At 64.2% G+C, this 15,577-nt stretch carries 15 protein-coding genes; 10 read left to right on the forward strand and 5 right to left on the reverse strand.

Features of this window, described 5'->3' with window-relative positions; translation table 11 throughout:
• Window positions 1–15 precede the first annotated feature (15 nt).
• The 3 genes from glmU to J5M67_RS08670 all read left to right on the forward strand — a co-directional run bounded on the left by glmU (window position 16) and on the right by J5M67_RS08670 (window position 2,893).
• Window positions 16–1,383, forward strand: a complete 1,368-nt coding sequence (gene glmU / locus J5M67_RS08660) for a bifunctional UDP-N-acetylglucosamine diphosphorylase/glucosamine-1-phosphate N-acetyltransferase GlmU (protein ID WP_207884889.1) — start codon at window positions 16–18, stop codon at window positions 1,381–1,383.
• Window positions 1,384–1,514: 131 nt separating this feature from the next.
• On the forward strand, window positions 1,515–2,102 hold the full coding sequence (locus tag J5M67_RS08665) for a MarC family protein (protein WP_207884890.1): 588 nt from the start codon (window positions 1,515–1,517) through the stop codon (window positions 2,100–2,102).
• Between the two features lie 8 nt (window positions 2,103–2,110).
• Window positions 2,111–2,893 (forward strand): N-acetylmuramoyl-L-alanine amidase, encoded by a 783-nt coding sequence (locus J5M67_RS08670; RefSeq protein WP_207884891.1) that lies wholly within the window; start codon window positions 2,111–2,113, stop codon window positions 2,891–2,893.
• Here the strand turns inward: J5M67_RS08670 and J5M67_RS08675 are convergent.
• Together J5M67_RS08675 and algB are read right to left on the reverse strand one after the other, a co-directional pair.
• Window positions 2,890–4,683, reverse strand: a complete 1,794-nt coding sequence (locus tag J5M67_RS08675) for an ATP-binding protein (protein ID WP_207884892.1) — start codon at window positions 4,681–4,683, stop codon at window positions 2,890–2,892. The two genes, J5M67_RS08670 and J5M67_RS08675, sit on opposite strands and share 4 nt — an antisense overlap.
• Entirely contained in the window at window positions 4,680–6,026 is a 1,347-nt protein-coding gene (algB, locus tag J5M67_RS08680; protein WP_207884893.1) for a sigma-54-dependent response regulator transcription factor AlgB, read from the reverse strand. The genes J5M67_RS08675 and algB overlap by 4 nt, the downstream gene beginning before the upstream one ends.
• 220 nt (window positions 6,027–6,246) lie before the next feature.
• On the opposite strand from algB, the gene J5M67_RS08685 reads away from it, so the two are divergent.
• From J5M67_RS08685 to J5M67_RS08700, 4 genes are all read left to right on the forward strand, one after another.
• Window positions 6,247–7,089 carry a BON domain-containing protein gene (locus J5M67_RS08685; protein WP_207884894.1) on the forward strand — a complete coding sequence of 281 codons (843 nt, stop codon included), beginning with the start codon at window positions 6,247–6,249 and terminating at the stop codon, window positions 7,087–7,089.
• Between the two features lie 216 nt (window positions 7,090–7,305).
• Window positions 7,306–7,572, forward strand: a complete 267-nt coding sequence (locus J5M67_RS08690; RefSeq protein WP_207884895.1) for a hypothetical protein — start codon at window positions 7,306–7,308, stop codon at window positions 7,570–7,572.
• A 108-nt stretch (window positions 7,573–7,680) separates the two neighbouring features.
• Window positions 7,681–7,842 carry a DUF1328 domain-containing protein gene (locus tag J5M67_RS08695; RefSeq protein WP_207884896.1) on the forward strand — a complete coding sequence of 54 codons (162 nt, stop codon included), beginning with the start codon at window positions 7,681–7,683 and terminating at the stop codon, window positions 7,840–7,842.
• Window positions 7,843–7,875: 33 nt separating this feature from the next.
• Window positions 7,876–8,349 (forward strand): inhibitor of vertebrate lysozyme family protein, encoded by a 474-nt coding sequence (locus tag J5M67_RS08700; RefSeq protein WP_207884897.1) that lies wholly within the window; start codon window positions 7,876–7,878, stop codon window positions 8,347–8,349.
• 192 nt (window positions 8,350–8,541) lie between these two features.
• On the opposite strand, the gene J5M67_RS08705 is transcribed toward J5M67_RS08700, so the two are convergent.
• Window positions 8,542–9,201, reverse strand: a complete 660-nt coding sequence (locus J5M67_RS08705) for a DUF3313 domain-containing protein (protein WP_207884898.1) — start codon at window positions 9,199–9,201, stop codon at window positions 8,542–8,544.
• 635 nt (window positions 9,202–9,836) lie between these two features.
• Here J5M67_RS08705 and gltP point away from each other — a divergent pair.
• Both gltP and J5M67_RS08715 read left to right on the forward strand, forming a co-directional pair.
• On the forward strand, window positions 9,837–11,186 hold the full coding sequence (gene gltP, locus J5M67_RS08710; RefSeq protein WP_207884899.1) for a glutamate/aspartate:proton symporter GltP: 1,350 nt from the start codon (window positions 9,837–9,839) through the stop codon (window positions 11,184–11,186).
• A 221-nt stretch (window positions 11,187–11,407) separates the two neighbouring features.
• Window positions 11,408–12,637, forward strand: coding sequence for a nucleoside recognition domain-containing protein (locus tag J5M67_RS08715; protein ID WP_207884900.1), 1,230 nt, complete (start codon window positions 11,408–11,410; stop codon window positions 12,635–12,637).
• Here the strand turns inward: J5M67_RS08715 and J5M67_RS08720 are convergent.
• A complete protein-coding gene (locus J5M67_RS08720; protein ID WP_243434577.1) occupies window positions 12,619–13,269 on the reverse strand; it encodes a serine protease in 651 nt (216 codons plus the stop codon). The two genes, J5M67_RS08715 and J5M67_RS08720, sit on opposite strands and share 19 nt — an antisense overlap.
• A 316-nt stretch (window positions 13,270–13,585) precedes the next feature.
• On the opposite strand from J5M67_RS08720, the gene J5M67_RS08725 reads away from it, so the two are divergent.
• On the forward strand, window positions 13,586–14,137 hold the full coding sequence (locus J5M67_RS08725) for a GNAT family N-acetyltransferase (protein WP_207884901.1): 552 nt from the start codon (window positions 13,586–13,588) through the stop codon (window positions 14,135–14,137).
• A 20-nt stretch (window positions 14,138–14,157) separates the two neighbouring features.
• Here the strand turns inward: J5M67_RS08725 and J5M67_RS08730 are convergent, their stop codons facing one another.
• Complete coding sequence (locus J5M67_RS08730; protein WP_207884902.1) at window positions 14,158–15,531, reverse strand: pitrilysin family protein; 1,374 nt, start codon at window positions 15,529–15,531, stop codon at window positions 14,158–14,160.
• Window positions 15,532–15,577: the final 46 nt, after the last annotated feature.

Below are 15,577 nucleotides of genomic sequence, written 5' to 3' on the forward strand. Positions count from 1 at the left end.
GACGGTCTGTCATTCATGTCCCTCGAAATCGTCATTCTCGCCGCTGGCCAGGGCACGCGTATGCGTTCGGCCCTGCCGAAAGTCCTTCACCCGGTCGCTGGCAAGCCGATGCTCGCCCATGTGATCGATACCGCGCGCACGCTCAGCCCTTCCCGTATCCATGTGGTGATCGGGCACGGTGCGGAGCTGGTACGGGAACGACTGCAGGCGGACGACCTGAATTTCGTGATCCAGGAGCAGCAGCTCGGCACCGGCCATGCCGTAGCCCAGGCTGCCCCCTTCCTGAGTGCGGACAAGGTGTTGATCCTCTACGGCGACGTGCCGCTGATCGAGCAGCCGACCCTGGAGCGTCTGATGGCCCAGGCCAGTGTTGAACAGCTGGCGCTGCTGACCGTCGAACTGGACGATCCAACCGGCTACGGCCGCATCATTCGTGACGCCGCTGGCGAGGTACAGGCCATCGTCGAGCAGAAGGACGCGTCCCCCGAGCAGCGCGCCATCCGCGAAGGCAACACCGGCATCCTCGCCGTGCCGCGCGAGCGCCTGGCTGGCTGGCTGTCGCGCCTGTCCAATGCCAACGCCCAGGGCGAGTACTACCTCACCGACGTGATCGCCATGGCGGTCTCCGATGGCCTGCGCGTCGCCACCGCGCAGCCGCAGGCGGCCATGGAAGTCCAGGGCGCCAACGATCGCCTGCAACTTTCCGAGCTGGAGCGCTTCTTCCAGCAGCGTGTGGCGCGTCGCCTGATGGCCCAGGGCGTGACCCTGATCGATCCGGCGCGCTTCGATGTGCGTGGTGAGGTCAGTGTCGGCCGCGACGTGCAGATCGACATCAACGTGATTCTCGAAGGCCAGGTGGAAATCGAGGACAACGTACAGATCGGCCCGAACTGCTATATCAAGGACAGCACCCTGCGCCGCGGCGCCATCATCAAGGCCAACTCGCACCTGGAAGGCGCCCATGTCGGTCCGGACAGCGATGTCGGCCCGTTCGCCCGCCTGCGTCCGGGCAGCGTGCTGGAGCGCAAGGTGCATGTGGGTAACTTCGTCGAGCTGAAGAACGCCCACCTGCAGGACGGCGTGAAGGTCGGTCACCTCACCTACCTGGGCGACACCGAAGTCGGTGCGCGCACCAACATCGGTGCCGGCACCATCACCTGCAACTACGATGGCGCCAACAAGTGGCGCACCACCATTGGCGAGGACGTCTTCATCGGCTCCAACAACTCCCTGGTGGCGCCTGTGGATATCGGCGCCGGCGCCACGACTGGCGCAGGTTCCACCGTGACCGCAGAGGTTCCGGCCGGCACCCTGGCGGTGGGTCGCGCCAAGCAGCGCGTGATCGAAGGCTGGAAGCGTCCGGAAAAGATCAAGAAGTCCTGACGCTTCGCAAATCCGCCTGTGGGTAAGTTTTTATTCACAGGCGGGACTACGCTATCTCGTTATCCACAGACGATTCCCGAACCGCGCCGCCGCTCGGGCCGGGGCGTCTTTCCTGCCGGAGTTTCCCGATCATGCTCGGCGTCGCCGTCCTGATCTTCCTGATCACCGACCCGTTCGGCAACATCGCGGTGTTCCTCGCCGCCCTGAAATCCGTCCCGGCCGAACGCCGGCTCAAGGTCGCCCTGCGTGAACTGTTGCTCGCCCTCGGTCTGCTGCTGATCTTCCTCACGCTGGGCGAGCACATCCTCACCGGCCTCGGGCTGACCAAGGAAGCTACCGGGATCGCCGGCGGCATCATTCTCTTCGTGGTCGCCATGCGCCTGATCTTCCCGACCCCGCAGGGCGTGCTCGGCGACATGCCCGACAGCGAGCCGCTGCTGGTGCCCCTGGCCACCCCGGCCGTGGCGGGCCCCTCGGCGCTGGCCATGCTGATCACCCTGCGCACCACCTACACTGGTCCCTTGTGGGAGTTGTATCTGGCGGTGATCCTGGCCTGGGCGGCGACGGCCGTGATCCTGTTGCAGGCCTCGTTCCTCCAGCGCTTCCTCGGTCCGCGCGGGCTGACCGCAGTGGAGCGACTGGCCGGCATGCTGCTGATCATGCTCAGCGTGAACATGCTCCTGCAGAATCTGCGCAGCGTCCTGCACATTGCAGCGTGAGTGAGTCCATGACCCTTCGTGCCCTCTGTCTCGCCTTGTCCGCCTTGCTGCTCGCCGGCTGCGCCGAGCAGGGGCTGCAGATCGATCGCACGCATGTCTCACGCAACCAGGACAGCCGCATCCAGTACATCATCATCCATTACACGTCGGAGAGCCTGCCGGGTTCGCTGCGGGTCCTGACGCGCGGCGAGGTCAGCGCCCATTACTTGATCGGCGACCAGCCGCCGACCATCTACCAGCTGGTGGATGAGAACCGCCGCGCCTGGCACGCCGGGCAGAGCGAATGGCAGGGCCGTACCTGGCTGAACTCCACCTCGATCGGCATCGAGCTGGTCAATCCCGGCTACCGTGAAACTCCCAGCGGCAAGATCTGGTACCCCTATCCGGATGGGCAGATCGATGCGCTGATCGCCCTGCTCAAGGACATCAGCAAGCGTCAGGGCATCACCCCGGACCATATCCTCGGGCACAGCGACATCGCTCCGCAGCGCAAGGTCGACCCGGGCCCGCTGTTTCCCTGGAAGAAGCTCGCCGATGCCGGCCTGATCCCCTGGCCCAAGCCAGGTGAGATCGCCCGTCGCCTGGGCGAGCTGAATGGCCAGTTGCCCGCCCCGGGGTGGTTCCAGCAGCAATTGGCGCGCCACGGCTACGCGGTACCGCTCAACGGCGTGCTCGATGATGAGACGCGCAACGTGATCGCGGCCTTCCAGATGCGCTTCCGCCCAGACCGTTTCGACGGCGAGCCGGATCTGGAGACTGCAGCGCTGTTGCTGGCCGTACCGACCAGCTAAAGCGGCAGCAGTACGTAGAAGCGCGAGCCCTTGCCCGGCTGCGAGTGCAGCACGATGCGTCCGCCGTGCAACTGGACGATCTCCCGGCACAGGGCCAGGCCCAGGCCCGCGCCACCCTTCTTGCGCCCGACCTGGACGAAGGGTTCGAAGATGCGGCTCTGCTGGCTGAAGGGAATCCCATCGCCGCTGTCCTCCACGGCGATCGCTACCCGCTCATCATGACAACGCGCCTGTAGCCGAATCACCCCACCCTCGGGGGTGTGGCGCAGGGCATTGCTGATCAGGTTGTCGATGACCCGCTCGATCTGCAGGCGATCGAGGTTCAGTGGCGGCAGGTCCGTGGCGGTCTCCAGCTGGAGCTCGATGAGTTGGCTGCGCGCCTGCCCTTCGAAGCGTTGCCGGGCCTGCCCGAGGATTTCGGCGATGTCGCACGGCTGCAGGTCGAGCTTCTGCGTGCCGCTCTGGTAACGGGAGAAATTCAGCAGGTCGCCGATGAGCAGCACCAGCCGACGCATCTCCTCGTCGACCGTACTCATCAGATCGTACTCGCGAGACCCCTTGGGGAAGGCCAGGCGTTCGGACAACAGGCCGAAGGCCATGTGCATGCCGGTCACCGGCGTGCGTAGCTCATGGGAGGCGCGCAGCACGAAGTCATTGCGCACCCGTTCGAAGGCGCGTTGTTCGGTGACATCGCGCAGCACCATCACCGCCCCGATGTTTCGTCCGTCGTCGTGGGTGACCGGCGACATGCCCCAGGTCAGTAGCCGTTGCTCCCCGTTCACCTCTACCACCAGATCCTGGGGTGTTTCCTCCAGAAGGTTACCCGCCAGGACCCGTTGGGTGGCCTGGGTCAGCTCCGGGTTGTCCAGCAGAGCGCCGAGGTCCTGGCCATGCGGATCGCTTCTGGAGAATAACTGGCGGCTGGCGACCGGATTGGCGTGCTCGATGCGGCCCTCGCGATCAAGGATCACCAGGCCGTCGTCAATGCTGTCGAGCACCGCCTGCAGGCGCCGGCGTCCATAGCCGATGGCCTCGGTATTGGTTTCCCGGTAAAGGCGCAGGGCCTCCGCCATCAGGCCAAATCGGCGGCTCAGGGTGGTCATCTCGGCCACCGGGGAAATGGGCAGGGTCAGGTCGAAATCACCGCGTCCGATCTTGTCCGCGGCCCTGCTCAGGGCTTCGATGGGCGCGCCGAAGCGGCGGGCGATGCTGTGGGCGGTGATGAAGCCGATCACCAGAATGGCCAGGCCCACCATTCCGAGGAGCCCGCTGATCAACAGGGTCCGCGTGCGGGTGTCGCTTTCCTGGGTGCCGATGTTGCGCATGGCGAACTCGTGCAGGGCGAGCATTTGTTGCCGGAGCGCGTCCAGGTTGCGGCTCAGGTCGCTGTCGTCGAGCAGCTCGGTACGGCCGGGCCCCGGGTTTTCCGTGGTTGCGACGAACTGCCGGTGAGCGTTGGCGATCTGTTCCAGCAATTGCTGTTCGGTGTCGCTGGAGTCGCGCTTCTGGCCACGCTCCAGCGAGTCGCGGAAGTACTGGCGGGCCGCCGCCAGACGCTGGATGTCCGGTTCCGTGCTGAGTACCTGGACCAGCTCGTCACCCAGGGCCTGGTGCAACTGCTGGCTGACTTCGATGGTGTCGAAGTTGCGCTGGATGAGACCCGCCTGCTCGCGGCCGGTGAGCACCACGCTGAACAGCCCCAGCAGCAGCCCCAGCAGGGCCACCGTCATGAGCGCCGAGATGCTCAGGAAGAGCTGGGTGCGCAATGTCAGCGGCAGGCGCAGTTTCACAGGCTGTATTGCTTGCGTTTGCGGTACAGCGTGGACGCGTCGATGCCCAGGGTCTTGGCAGCCTGATCTAGGGTTGCGCTGGTGGCCATCACGGCGGCGATATGGGCTTTTTCCAGTTCCTCCAGACTGAGTGCTTCGCCGATGCGTGGGGCGGCGTTGGCCGAATGTTCGCCGGGGGCGAGGTGTTCGATACCAATCACTTCCTGATTGCAGATGATGCTCGCACGTTCGATAACGTTTCTCAGCTCGCGAACATTGCCGGGCCAGCCATAGCGGCGCAGCAGGTCACGGGCCTCGTCGGTGAAGCCGCGGGCCGGGCGGCCGTAATCCTTGACGAAGCGGGCGAGGAAGCGCTCGGCAAGGCTGAGGATATCTTCGGCGCGCTCGCGCAATGGCGGCAGGTTCAGCACGATGACGTTCAGGCGGTACAGCAGGTCCTCACGGAAACTGCCCTGGGCGACCATGCCGGCCAGATCGCGGTTGGTGGCGGCGAGGATGCGCACGTCGGCGGTGCGCGTCACCGGGTCGCCCACTCGTTCGTATTCCTTGTCCTGGATGAAACGCAGCAGTTTTGGCTGCAGGGCCAGGGGGAAATCGCCGATCTCGTCGAGGAACAGGGTGCCGCCATCGGCCTGGCTGATGCGCCCGAGCGTGTTCTCGGTGGCGCCGGTGAAGGCGCCACGGCTGTGCCCGAACAGCTCGCTCTCGGTCAGCTCGGCGCTCAGCGATGGGCAGTTGATGGTCACGAAGGATTTCTTTGCCCGTTTGCTCCAGCCATGGATGGCCCGCGCCAGCTCGCCCTTGCCGGAGCCGGACTCGCCCAGGATGAGGATGTTGGCGTCGGTTGCAGCCACCTGGCGGGCGGTTTCCAGCACCGCGGCCATGGCCGGGCTCTGTGATTCGAACAGGTCGCCCTGCTTGCGTACCTCGCCTTCCAGCGCCTCGATACGGGCGGTGAGCTGGTGGACTTCCAGTTGCTTGGCGGCCGCCAGGCGCAGCTGGTCGGGGCTGCAGGGCTTCACCAGGTAGTCGGCGGCGCCGCCCTGCATGGCGTTCACCGCGCTGTCCACCGCAGAGTGGGCGGTAATGATGACCACGCGCATCCAGGGGGCCTGTACGCGCATCTGCGCGAGCACATCAAGGCCGTTGTCCTCGCCCAGGCGCAAATCGAGGAAACACAGGTCGAAGACCTGGTGTTGCAGCAGAGTGTCGGCCTGGGCAGCGCTGCTGGCGGTTGCCACGCTATAGCCTTCATCTTCCAGGCAATAGCGGAACGAGCGCAGGATGGCGGGCTCGTCATCGACCAGAAGGATGCGGCCCTGTTGTTCAGGCGGAGCGTCCATTCAAGGTGATCCTCATAATTTGTCGTGGGTAAATTCTTAGTCCAGGAATTTTCGTGCAAGTTGCAAAGGCGCTACCCAGAGCGTCGGGCAGGGTGCAACGGCAGAGTTATCCACATGACAGGTAATGCGTTGAAATAAAAGGACTTATCAACAGAATGGCACTGCCATGGGCATTTTGCTGTCTTTACAGGCAGTACAGAAAATCGCCAAGGAGTAACCCATGCCCATCCCGAAGCTGCTTGTCCTGGCCCTCGGCAGCCTGCTGCTGGCCACTGCGCCGTTGGTCGGCCAGGCCGAGGAATCCACGCTTACCGAACAGCTGGCCGAGGCGCGCCAGGAGGGGTCGATCTGGACCGCCATCAACCTCAACCGCGACCTGAAGCCCTTCAAGCTCAGCGTGGATGTGGAAAAGGGCCGCGCCGTGCTGGGTGGCAAGGTCGCCAGTGAAGAACAGCGTGAACTGGCGGCGCAGGTTGCGCTGAGTGTCGAAGGCATCACCTCTGTGGATAACCGGATTACCGTCGATCCGGCGCTGGCCAGCGGCGAGGCACCCCGCAGCGATGCCGTGCAGCGCTGGGACGACGCGGCGCTGGCCGCCCGGGTCAAGGCCAAGTTGCTGCTGGACAAGCCGGCCGAAGGCCTGGACATCAAGGTGTCCAGCAAGGCGGGTGCGGTCACCCTGGAAGGCACTGTGCCCAGCGAGGAGGCCAGCCAGCAGGCCTCCCACCTCGCTGCACAGACCGAAGGGGTCGCCTCTGTGGATAACCGCCTGAAGGTGGTGCCCGATGGCGCCTCGACCAAGAAGCTGGAGGATTCCGTGAACGATGCGCAGGCTGCGGTCAGCGATGCCTGGATCACCAGCCAGATCAAGGCCGACGTGCTGGCGCGCCATGCGCTGAGCGGACTGTCCATCGGCGTATCGACCCGCGATGGGGTGGTCAGCCTCAGCGGCGTGGTGCCCAGCAATGCCGAGCGCCAGCAGTTGATCGACACCGCGCGCAAGACCCGTGGTGTGCATGAAGTGGATGCCAGCGCCCTGAAGGTGGCCGGCCAGGCCACCTGACGGCATCGACCGTTCCGCGGTTGCAAAACGCACGGTGAAAGCCTGGCAATCGTGCAGGATGCCGACGCAACCCCTCAGCACGAATTATTCAACTGATTGTTTTTAAAGGATAAAAAATACAAAAGCAGCCTGGCATGTGGCGTGCAGACTCCCAAGGAAAATCGGTCCACGCCGCCTGCATGGGCAAGGATGCTCGCGACGGCCAGGAGAGTCGGGATGAATAGCCATGAAACGCGTGTCGATGTCTGGAGCCGGGTCCTGCTGGCCATCGCCCTGTTGCTGTTGCTGATCCACCAGGTGCAATCGGTGTCGCCGTCCCTGGGTTATCCCCGCGTACTTATCCCCAGCGCAACCAGCGTGCTCTCGGACACCCCGAGTTATCCACAGATGCTTCCGGCCAGGGATGACATCAACCGGCACCTGAACACGAGGTCCCACGAACCGCAGGCGGCAACCGCCCGTCAGGGGGGCTGGGTGTTCTGAATTCGTGGACTGTCCACACCTCAGGTGGCTTGAACATCGGGAGAAAGGTCATCCCGACGGCTACTCCGGCAGTGCTGCCGAATCGACCACGAGAAGAGGAGAAATCCCATGCTCAGTTGGGCTCTGACATTCCTGATCATCGCCATCATCGCCGGCGTGCTGGGTTTCGGCGGCATTGCAGGCGCCGCGACCAGCATTGCCAAGATCCTGTTCGTACTGTTCCTGGTGCTGTTCATCGTGTCGTTCATCGCCGGACGCTGGCGGGGCTGACACCCTTCTCCACTGCGGACGAGGTGTGTGGCCATGGGCGTCATCCGCGACCTGCTGATCGGTCTCCTGCTGCTGGCCGGTGTCGGGACCCAGGCCCTGGCGCTGGGGCCGGACAAGATATCCCGGTACCGGGTCGACCAGCTGATGGCATCCGATCAGCAGTACCGGCAGACCTGGCACTCCATGGTCCAGAATGAAGACAGGTTGCCCGACTGGGTGACGAGCCTCAGCGGCACCTCGATGCCGATGCACTCGGTGGACAAACCCAGTGGCAAGTACCTGGTGGGCGAACTGTGCGAAGCCTACGACTGCACCAGGCATCGGCTCTATGTCGCGTTCAGCTGGGACAAGCAGAAGGCCTATGCCCTTTACGTGAAGGTGCCCGAAGGGCTGCCGCCGGACCAGGCGCCTAGCCGGCATGCCCGCCTGCGCTGGCTGGGCGAGCCCGACGACACGGTGAAAGGCATTCTGGATGAGGAGCTCAAGAGCGATCCGAGCTGGTTTTGATCGCGCGTGGCCGACGGCCCGCGCATGACCAGGGGGCCGGGATGTTCGGGGTGATTCGGGCCCTGAGCGACCCAGGGGTACAGGGAGTACCTCCGCAACGGCGGACCGGGTCAGGGGGAAAAGGCTGCGGCGGAACCGGCGTGAGGACGAGACAGTGGTTCGCCTCACTTCGGTTCCGCAGAGCCGGGCCGCTTACGGCTTGAAGTTGGCGGCGTCGCGCGCCCAGCCGTCGATCACCGGTTTCAGGTCGTTGAGTGTCAGGTGTGTGCTCTTGTTCTCCAGCGTCTTGCCGGCGCCTTTGCGTACCACCTTGGCCACCGGCTTGCTGGTGGCGCCGTCCAGGGCCTCCATTTCCACATAGACCTCGGTTTCCTGGTCCCGCGTGCCGATGGCAGTGCTGGTAGCTGCGACCACCAGGGCGATCGGGATGACCTCGTAGGCATGCAGGCCTTCGGTAGATACGTTCACGCCGGTGATAGCGGTCTTCAGTACCAGGGTGTCGCGATCGGCCTGCTGCACCACCCGGTAGCGGCTGCCCAGCTGCCGCTCGATCTGCTGTTTCAGGTAGTCGGGAATGGCATTCAGGGTCGTCTGATCGACGTTCTCGGTCGGCTTGGGCTGCGGGAAGTACACCGGCCGCTCCACCAGCACCGAGCTGTAGTTATCCAGTTTCAGGTTCGGGTCCACCCAGCGCAGCACCGGTTGCCCACTGGGCGAGGTCGCCGGCTTGAGCTGGGAGTAGTCGTCGAGGAAGCCGGAATACTGCGAGGCATCGGGCTTCTGGCTGGAGCAACCGGCCAGCGCCAGGGTGCCGGCCAACAGCAGGGTGGGTACTACCGAGAGTCGCGTCATAGAGTGTCCTGTCTCTGAAGGTTCACCGCGTCGTTCGCATGTTCGGCTGGCGCGGATCAGGGGCGGCAGGGTAGCCGCATGCTGTTTCGAACCGGCTCGAACTTCACTGATGTCGGTCAATCCGAAGTGGTCAGGAATCGATCTACAATGCCCCGCCGATTCCTCTCGGCGCACTGACCTCAATAATGAAGGGCGGTCTCCGGCGACTTATCCACAAGCGCCGGCGTTCCTGCCCCTTGCAGTCAGTGGCCCCTTCCGTGGCCATGGCCCTCCGAAATGGTCCTTCGACGCGACCGTACATCCGGTAACAGGAAGCCCGGGTGTCTCGATTCCGGACGGCTGATTCGTTCAACCCACGCCATTGAAGGCATGAATGCAACAAGCCTAGCCGGCTTTGCAGATCGCTGCGTGACAGGCATTGAGGAGCCTGCCTCATGCAATAAATCAAGGGGCGATGGACCTGGAACCAAGGTTTCAGATGCCTTTTCCTATGCCGATTGTGCATGGGGTAGGCGGCTCCGGCATTAGACGAGGGATGAGGGTGTAGGAATCATGCGCCCCCTTTTCGCTGGCCATCGGTACCCCGGTGGCGAAGCGGAACCCCGACTTCCACAAGAATCAAGGGTGACTCAACTATGGGCAAAGCCAAGCTCAGCCTCGCCTGGCAGATCCTCATCGGCCTGGTACTCGGAATTGCACTGGGCGCCGCGCTCAATCACTTCAGCGCGGACAAGGCCTGGTGGATCAGCAATTTCCTCCAGCCAGCCGGCGACATCTTCATTCGCCTGATCAAGATGATCGTGGTGCCGATCGTGATTTCCTCGCTCATCGTCGGCATCGCCGGCATGGGGGACGCGAAGAAACTCGGTCGGATCGGCCTGAAGACCATCGTCTACTTCGAAATCATCACCACTGTCGCCATCGTGGTCGGCCTGCTGCTGGCGAACGTCTTCCAGCCCGGCGCCGGCATCGACATGAGCACCCTGGGCACTGTGGATATCTCCCAGTACGCGCAGACCGCCAAGGAAGTCGAGCACCACCATGCGTTCGTCGAGACCCTCCTCAACCTGATCCCGTCGAACATCTTCGCGGCCATGGCCCGTGGCGAGATGCTGCCGATCATCTTCTTCTCGGTGATGTTCGGCCTGGGGCTGTCCTCGCTGCCGACGCCGACCCGCGAGCCGCTGGTGAAGATGTTCCAGGGCGTGGCCGAGGCCATGTTCCGCGTCACCCACATGATCATGCGCTACGCCCCCATCGGCGTGTTCGCGCTGATCGCCGTGACCGTCGCCAACTTCGGATTCGCCTCGCTGCTGCCGCTGGCCAAGCTGGTGGTGCTGGTGTACTTCGCCATCGCCTTCTTCGCCTTCATGGTGCTGGGCCTGGCTGCGCGCCTGTTCGGCTTCTCCATCATCAAGCTGATGCGGATCTTCAAGGACGAGCTGATCCTGGCCTACTCCACCGCCAGCTCCGAGACCGTGCTGCCGCGCATCATCGAGAAGATGGAAGCCTATGGCGCGCCCAAGGCGGTAAGCAGCTTCGTGGTGCCCACCGGCTACTCCTTCAACCTCGACGGCTCGACCCTGTACCAGAGCATCGCGGCGATCTTCATTGCCCAGCTCTACGGCATCGACCTGTCCATCGGCCAGCAGCTGATGCTGGTGTTGACCCTGATGGTCACCTCCAAGGGCATCGCCGGCGTGCCGGGCGTTTCCTTCGTGGTGCTGCTGGCGACCCTGGGCAGCGTGGGGATTCCGCTGGAAGGCCTGGCCTTCATCGCCGGCGTCGACCGCATCATGGACATGGCGCGCACCGCGCTGAACGTGATCGGCAATGCCCTGGCCGTACTGGTGATCTCCAGGTGGGAAGGCGTGTACGACGCACAGAAGGGCGCCCGTTACTGGGAAGCCATGCACAATGGCCGTATCGAGGCGTTCCTCGAAGGAGAGAGCTCGGAGGGCAAGCAGGGCTCCGTCGCTCATTAAGCACTTACGTAGGAGCGGACTCCGTCCGCGATAGGCCCGCCTCGCGCCGGAAACCATCGCGGACAAAGTCCGCTCCTACGCAGTTGGCGAGCCCGCAGCGGTGAATAGCGGGCGTGCAATGCGTTATCCACAAGGCCCCGGCATTGTCCGGGGCCTTGTCGTTTCTGGCGCCGGGTGTGCCCGTGCCGCTATCATCCGGGCCATTCCAAGGGGGACTTTCCATGCTCAATGGCCTGTGGCTGGGCTTTTTCATCGTCGCGGCGGTTACCGCGCTTTCCCGCTGGCTGCTCGGAGGCGAGGCGACCGTCTTCGCCGCCATGGTGGAAAGCCTGTTCGCCATGGCCAAGCTGTCGGTGGACGTCATGGTGCTGCTGTTCGGCACCCTGACCCTCTGGCTCGGCTTCCTGCGCATCGCCGAGAAGGCCGGTCTGGTGGAGAAGCTCGCGGTCCTGCTCGGCCCGCTGTTCCGCCGCCTGATGCCGGAAGTACCCGCCGGCCACCCCGCCATCGGCCTGATCACCCTGAACTTCGCCGCCAACGGCCTGGGGCTGGACAACGCCGCCACGCCCATCGGCCTGAAGGCCATGAAGGCGCTGCAGGAGCTCAACCCCAGCAGCACCACCGCGAGCAACGCGCAGATCCTCTTCCTGGTGCTCAATGCCTCATCGCTGACCCTGCTGCCGGTGAGCATCTTCATGTACCGCGCCCAGCAGGGCGCCGCCGACCCGACCCTGGTGTTCCTGCCGATACTGCTGGCCACCAGCGCCTCCACGCTGGTGGGCCTGCTGAGTGTGTCGGTGATGCAGCGCCTGCGCCTGTGGGACCCTGTGGTGCTGGCCTACCTGGTCCCCGGCGCGCTGGCGCTGGGCGCCTTCATGGCGTTGCTCGCCGGCCTGTCCGCCACCGCGCTGGCGCAATTGTCCTCGCTGCTGGGCAACGTGACGCTGTTCGGCATCATCATGCTGTTCCTCCTCGTCGGTTGGCTGAAGAAGGTGCCGGTGTACGAAACCTTCGTCGAAGGCGCGAAGGAAGGCTTCGACGTCGCCAAAAGCCTGCTGCCCTACCTGGTGGCGATGCTCTGTGCTGTGGGCGTACTGCGTGCCTCCGGTGCGCTGGAAATGGCGCTGGATGGCCTCCGCTGGGCCGTGGATGGCCTGGGCTGGGACACCCGCTTCGTCGACGCGCTGCCCACCGCGCTGGTCAAGCCGTTCTCCGGCAGCGCGGCGCGGGCCATGCTGCTGGAGACCATGCAGTCTCACGGTGTGGACAGCTTCCCGGCGCTGGTGGCGGCCACGGTGCAAGGCAGCACCGAGACCACCTTCTACGTGCTGGCCGTGTACTTCGGCGCGGTGGGCATCCAGCGCGCCCGCCATGCGGTGGGTTGCGCGTTGCTGGCAGACCTCGCCGGCGTGCTGGCCTCGATCGGCGTCTGCTACTGGTTCTTTGCCTGAAGGGAGTGGGCGGCGCTCTTCGCCGTCCGCGCCTCGAACAGTCGCCATTCCCGAAGGATCACGCTGTAGGGCACGAACACGCTCAGCCGGGTCATCCCCGTCTGCTCGGGTCGATTCGCTGGCGCTGACCAGTTCTTGCTGTAGCCGATATTGATGCCCAGCACGCTACCGTCCCTGGCAATCAGTGGACCGCCGGACATGCCCTTGGCGATCGCCGCATCATGGACGCCATAGCGCTCCCGGCTGCCTGATCCGGGTTTGACGAATGATGTCGGCCAGACCCGACCCTCGGCGCTCATCGGGATCAACAGGCTGCTGCTGCCCAGGGCGGTGACCGCTTCACCGGGACGGAACTCGCGCCAGCGGGGAATCCGCCCATCCGCCTTGTGAGTGATGAACAGCAGGTCGCAGCCCGTGCTGCAGCGGTGTGCCTGATTGGCCAGGAAGGGAGTATGGGCGGCGGTGACGGCGTAATCGGCGTTCCATTGCACCGCCGAGGCCACCAGCACACCGGAAAGCGGCGGACCGGAAAAGACACTGAAGTAATGATCGGTGATATTCGGGTCGGTTTCCGGGGACACCCACCCATTGCAACCCGTCAGCGCCAGGAAAAGCAGCATTCCCCACTTCATACGCAGCTCTCCCTTTTTGTGTGGGAAAACTAACGATTAATTAAGGAATTTTCCTATATAAAATTAAGATTCGTATTCAGGAATTATCTTTAGAATTCATCTTCATACATGAAAGTTTCCTACAGAAACTTCTGTAGGAAGTTGGCGGCAGTATTGAGTACTGCCGGTATTTCTTCCGCCAGGTTTCCGTTGAATAACGTGCGGCGTTCTGCCTCACGGCTGATCCGGACTGCCTTGACTCAAGTCAGGCTCGTCCGGGCAGGGAGGGAGAAGGATAGGGTCATCCCAATTCCTCTTCGCCAGCGGAGACCGCGTCATGATCACCCACTCCTCAGCCGAGCTCGCAGCCCTCGGGGCTGTTGGCGCCGATCACTGGATAGAAACCCTCGACGATGGCAGCCACGTGCTGATCCGCCCGCTGCGTGCGGAAGATCGCGAGCGCGAGCGCCTGTTCCTCGAACGCCTCTCGCCCCTGACCCGCAAGTTCCGTTTCCACGGCGAGGTGAAGATCGACGATAAGCTGCTCGATCACCTGATGGACGTGGATTACCAGCGCACCATGGCGTTCATCGCGCTGACCCATGTCGACGGCGAGCTGCGGGAAATTGGCATCAGCCGCTATGCGGCGGTGGATGGCCAGCAGTGCGAGTGCGCGGTGACCATCGCCGACGAGTGGAAGCAACTGGGGCTGGATGTCGCGTTGATGCGCCACCTGATCGACGTCGCCAAGCGCAACGGCTTCCGCCAGATGTACTCGATCGACTCGTCCATGGACCGCGACATGCGCGACATGTCCCGGGAGCTGGGCTTCCGCGCCCAACTCGATCCGGATGACGCCTGCCAGGTGGTTCGTCGCCTGGCCCTGTAAGGCCTCTGGTCCGGCGGGGCTCAGCCTCGCCGGCGCCACAACGCCAGGCCCAGCAACCCGGCGATCAGCAGCGCAGCCACGGCCGCCAGCGGATAGACGGCATCGTCGTCGAGCAGCGGCTTCTCGATGCGCAGGTAACCATCGTCCTTGAACAACTGTTGCGCCAGCTCGTTCACCTGCTGCAGGCTGACCTTCGCCAGGCGCTTGTCCTCGTCGGGGAACTTGCCGTCGTCGAAGTCCGCCAGCGCACCCCAGTAATAGTCTGCCAGCGTCGAGTTGCCCGGCGTGCTCCAGGCCAGCTGGGCCCTGGCCACGCGCTGGATGCGGCTGAAACGCGCCGGGTCCAGGCCGTCGTGGCGAATCCTGTCCACCACCTCGTGCAACGCCTTGAGCGTGGCGTCCTGGTCGTCACGCTCGATATCGGCGTTGAGGCTGAGGAATCCCTGGTTGGCCCATGCACTGCGCTCGCTCCACGGGCCGTACGACAGCTCGCGGCGCACCCGCAATTCGGTGTACAGCACGTCGTTCATGTAGGCCTGCAGCAGGTCCAGGGACGCGCCATCGGCTTCCCCCGGCTCGGGAAATATCCAGTGCAGCACCGCGCTCTCGCCGAACAGGCTGGTGGTCAGGGTGCGCTGGCGTTCGGCGGGCCGCTTCATCACTGGCAGCTCGCGGCGTTCCGGGGTGTCGTGATCGGTCAGGGCGCCATAGGTGCGGGTCAGGTATGCCGGCAGGCGCGGATCGAGGTCGCCGACGATGATCAGCGTCATGTTGCTCGGCACGTACCAGTCCTTGCGCAGCTGGTCCAGCTGGGCCTGGCTCAGGTGGCCGACCGGCGCCCGCTCGGCGCAGGCCAGCCCCAGTTCCACGGCGAGCTGTTCCTGGCCGGCGCGGCTGACGTTCTGGTGGTCGAGCCAGCGCTGCAGGTGTGAATAGTGGCCGCCGTCCTCGCGTACCAGCACCTGCTTGGCCGAGGCGATTTTCGGTGCGTCCAGGTGGGTGCGGGTGATGGCTTCCAGCAGCAGGTCAAGCACCTGGCGCTGGGTGGCGGCCGGCGACTCGACGACGAAGGCGGTATCGCCTTCACTGGTGTACGCGTTCCACTGGCCGCCCAGGGCCTGCATGCGGGCTTCCAGGTCGGCTTCGTCGCCGCCGTCCAGGCCGCTGAAGAACAGGTGTTCCATCAGGTGCGGCAGTTGGCGGTCGTGGCAGGAAAAGTCGCTGAAGCCGACGCCGACAATCAGACGAATGGAGACGTGGCCTTTCTCGCGGGTGGGCTTGAACAGTACCCCCATGCCGTTTTCCAGCTGATACGCCTCCACCGTCTGGCGCTGATCGGCGTACGACCAGCCAGCGAGCAGCAGGGACAGCAGGGGAAACAACAACCAACGCATGGGCGGAAAGCCTGGGAGAGCCTGAACGCAAAGCGACGAGGATAGC

This window comes from Pseudomonas sp. 30_B (assembly GCF_017491605.1).
Lineage (GTDB): Bacteria > Pseudomonadota > Gammaproteobacteria > Pseudomonadales > Pseudomonadaceae > Pseudomonas.

Bases quoted from the DNA above. Each gene is read 5' to 3' on its own strand.
- J5M67_RS08730 (WP_207884902.1), bottom strand. From the start codon at position 15,531: ATGCGTTGGTTGTTGTTTCCCCTGCTGTCCCTGCTGCTCGCTGGCTGG.
- J5M67_RS08670 (WP_207884891.1), top strand. From the start codon at position 2,111: ATGACCCTTCGTGCCCTCTGTCTCGCCTTGTCCGCCTTGCTGCTCGCC.
- glmU (WP_207884889.1), top strand. From the start codon at position 16: ATGTCCCTCGAAATCGTCATTCTCGCCGCTGGCCAGGGCACGCGTATG.
- J5M67_RS08705 (WP_207884898.1), bottom strand. From the start codon at position 9,201: ATGACGCGACTCTCGGTAGTACCCACCCTGCTGTTGGCCGGCACCCTG.
- J5M67_RS08720 (WP_243434577.1), bottom strand. From the start codon at position 13,269: ATGAAGTGGGGAATGCTGCTTTTCCTGGCGCTGACGGGTTGCAATGGG.
- gltP (WP_207884899.1), top strand. From the start codon at position 9,837: ATGGGCAAAGCCAAGCTCAGCCTCGCCTGGCAGATCCTCATCGGCCTG.
- J5M67_RS08695 (WP_207884896.1), top strand. From the start codon at position 7,681: ATGCTCAGTTGGGCTCTGACATTCCTGATCATCGCCATCATCGCCGGC.
- J5M67_RS08690 (WP_207884895.1), top strand. From the start codon at position 7,306: ATGAATAGCCATGAAACGCGTGTCGATGTCTGGAGCCGGGTCCTGCTG.
- J5M67_RS08715 (WP_207884900.1), top strand. From the start codon at position 11,408: ATGCTCAATGGCCTGTGGCTGGGCTTTTTCATCGTCGCGGCGGTTACC.
- J5M67_RS08685 (WP_207884894.1), top strand. From the start codon at position 6,247: ATGCCCATCCCGAAGCTGCTTGTCCTGGCCCTCGGCAGCCTGCTGCTG.
- J5M67_RS08665 (WP_207884890.1), top strand. From the start codon at position 1,515: ATGCTCGGCGTCGCCGTCCTGATCTTCCTGATCACCGACCCGTTCGGC.
- J5M67_RS08725 (WP_207884901.1), top strand. From the start codon at position 13,586: ATGATCACCCACTCCTCAGCCGAGCTCGCAGCCCTCGGGGCTGTTGGC.
- J5M67_RS08700 (WP_207884897.1), top strand. From the start codon at position 7,876: ATGGGCGTCATCCGCGACCTGCTGATCGGTCTCCTGCTGCTGGCCGGT.
- algB (WP_207884893.1), bottom strand. From the start codon at position 6,026: ATGGACGCTCCGCCTGAACAACAGGGCCGCATCCTTCTGGTCGATGAC.